General features: G+C 33.1%; 3 protein-coding genes. All 3 read left to right on the top strand.

The annotated features are described in order from the left end of the window. Window positions 1–215 precede the first annotated feature (215 nt). Entirely contained in the window at window positions 216–581 is a 366-nt protein-coding gene (locus ACESM9_RS15500) for a DUF4180 domain-containing protein (RefSeq protein WP_373000807.1), read from the top strand. A 379-nt stretch (window positions 582–960) separates the two neighbouring features. After that, a complete protein-coding gene (locus ACESM9_RS15495; protein ID WP_373000804.1) occupies window positions 961–1911 on the top strand; it encodes a D-aminoacyl-tRNA deacylase in 951 nt (316 codons plus the stop codon). Between the two features lie 72 nt (window positions 1912–1983). Beyond that, on the top strand, window positions 1984–2454 hold the full coding sequence (locus ACESM9_RS15490; RefSeq protein WP_373000801.1) for a hypothetical protein: 471 nt from the start codon (window positions 1984–1986) through the stop codon (window positions 2452–2454). Window positions 2455–2517 lie beyond the last annotated feature (63 nt).

The following is a 2517-nucleotide window of genomic DNA, read 5'->3' as shown; positions in this document are numbered from 1 at the left end:
GCTTGAGTAGTGAGTTTAGAGATGCGATTGTTGAAAGTGCAGAACAAGGTGTTCTTAGATTATTCACGGATGTCAGCGATGCAGAAAAATGGTTTTTAAGTCTAAAAACTTATTCCAAACGCTCAAATCAATATTTTGCTTGAAGATAGACATAGTTTAATAAATATTACTGATACGATATTTGAACAAATAAACTAAAAAAGGGGTACTTAATAATGAAATACACTTTTTTCGGGAAAAGCATTTCCATTGTATATATTGAAAGTGAAGATATTTTAATAACTGATGCACAATCTGCTCTCGACCTTATTATGACAATAATATATGAGAAAGACTGCAATAGAATTATCTTAGATAAAAAGGTCATATGTGAAGAATTCTTCACACTTAGTAGCGGTATTGCTGGTGAGGTTCTGCAAAAGTTCATAAATTATCATACAAAGTTGGCTATTATTGGTGACTTTTCCAAGTACACAAGCAAGCCTTTAAGAGATTTTATATTCGAGTGTAACAAAGGCAATGATATTTTCTTTGTAGACAATTTGGATCAAGCAGTAAAAAGATTGGCTTTGGCTAACTGAATACTGATTATTTTAATTCTATAGGATATGCTTGCTGTTTTTTTAATAATTAGACATGTTTTATTCCCTTTAGCGTTAAGTTAGAGGGATTTTTTTATAATTCATAGGAAGTCTTTCTTACATATTTAGGCTTGTCACAGATTGTAATACAAGGAATCAGCATAAGAAATTATCGAACTGATGGCATATTAATAGAATTGCCAAGCCTTAATTGAAGTTAATGGCTTGGTTTTTGACATTTTACCCATAAACAAGGAGTGTAAATGTATAGTAAATTCTGGTATTATAAATGATAAATATATAGATAAACGAGGAAGTAATTTTCAAAAGTTCTTTGATGTGAGTATTAGGATTGCAAAATATACAGGAGGGATGACTAATGTCTTCAACTAAAAAAGCAGTTTACTTCTTTTGCATAAATCCAGATATCGACCCGGTTGCAGGGAATGTTTTCAATAAACTATCAAAAATATACAGCCTGGTTGACACCAATATTATTATTGATGATAATCCAGTGCAAAAACATTTAGATGATAAAGGTAATGAATTTTACTTCGTTAGAACCAGTAAAGTTGTTTGCCATGATTATAGGCTCTATTTGACCATTATGAATCGTTATTTTTCTGATTTTGATATGGCAGGCTTAGTGACATGGCATGAGGGGCAAAATGCTCCGGATAAAATTCTTCCAGTACATACTACAGGAGATGTAGAAACCGGTTATTTTGGAAATGCTAATCCTCTTTATATGCATAACTTATTATTGTCATTAGAGAAAAATCGAATTGCGGTAGGGCTAGAGGATTTTAGAATTACAACAGAAGGAACCCACTGGTCTGGTATCATCAATAATGGTGGCACTCCAGATATGATACCACAATTTCCGGTGCCATTAGTTGACATAGAGATTGGAAGTACACCATCCAGTTGGTCAAACTCCTTAGCTTCAAAAGTTATAGCACATGCTCTTACCGACATTTTTAACGACAGTGGCAAAAAACTGAAAAACTTGCTTTGTGTAGGCGGTGTTCACTTTGAACCGGCTTTTGCAGGTGCTGTGCTGCAGACTTGGGAAGAAAATGCTTTTGGTATATCTCATATCCTACCCAATCACTGGCTGGTTTCTGGACATTACGAATGTGAAGATGGACTGGTAAAACTAGAAAATTGCATTAAGTCCATAAAAGGCGGTATCGCTTGTATTGCATTTCATGATAATTTAAAGGGTGCATATAAAGAGCAGCTCAGAATCCTTGGTAAGAAAAACAATGTTCCTGTTTTTAAACATCAGTTGCTGCGAAGACCTTTAGATATTCCCTGGAATGAATGATAAGAAATAGAAACAATGGCTTAGAGATGTTTGGTAGTAACAATATAACATTTGATAATTAATTAATAGATAATGATAACAAGTCAAGAAAGAGATTATGTGTTTCTTGTAAATATGGTTAAAGGAACTATATTTGGTACTCATGTCATTTTTGAACAATATACCAATTATTTTTTCGGTGGAAGCAAAATAGTATGTAATCGTGAAGAAGGCTTAGAAAATAATAACGGACAATTTGGAATGATCATAGATAATGAAATATTATATAATGGAGATTCTGGAATTTTACTTGGTGAAGAATCTGTGGCTAATCTTGTAATGAATAATAAGCTGGTATGCAATGTTCCAGAGAACATAATCGACAGAGGTACTAACAACAATATTATAAATAATATTGAAAGGCCATGTGAGCCTTGTGAATCACCAAGCGATGTATGTCCTGATGAAGAAGATAATGGCATTGATGAACAAAGGCAGGTGTTGTTTGATGGATGCAAAATTGAAAATCGAAAACGAAATAGCAAGAAAGAAAAAAATAATTGAGGACTGTGAAAACATAATGGAGAAAGTTCCCAAACATTTAAGGTCAAGCCAAGAAACTTCTTT

Source organism: Lutispora sp., from assembly GCF_041687175.1.
GTDB lineage: Bacteria > Bacillota > Clostridia > Lutisporales > Lutisporaceae > Lutispora.
Note: the sequence above shows the minus strand (reverse complement) of the source record. Positions and strands in the feature narration are given on the sequence as shown.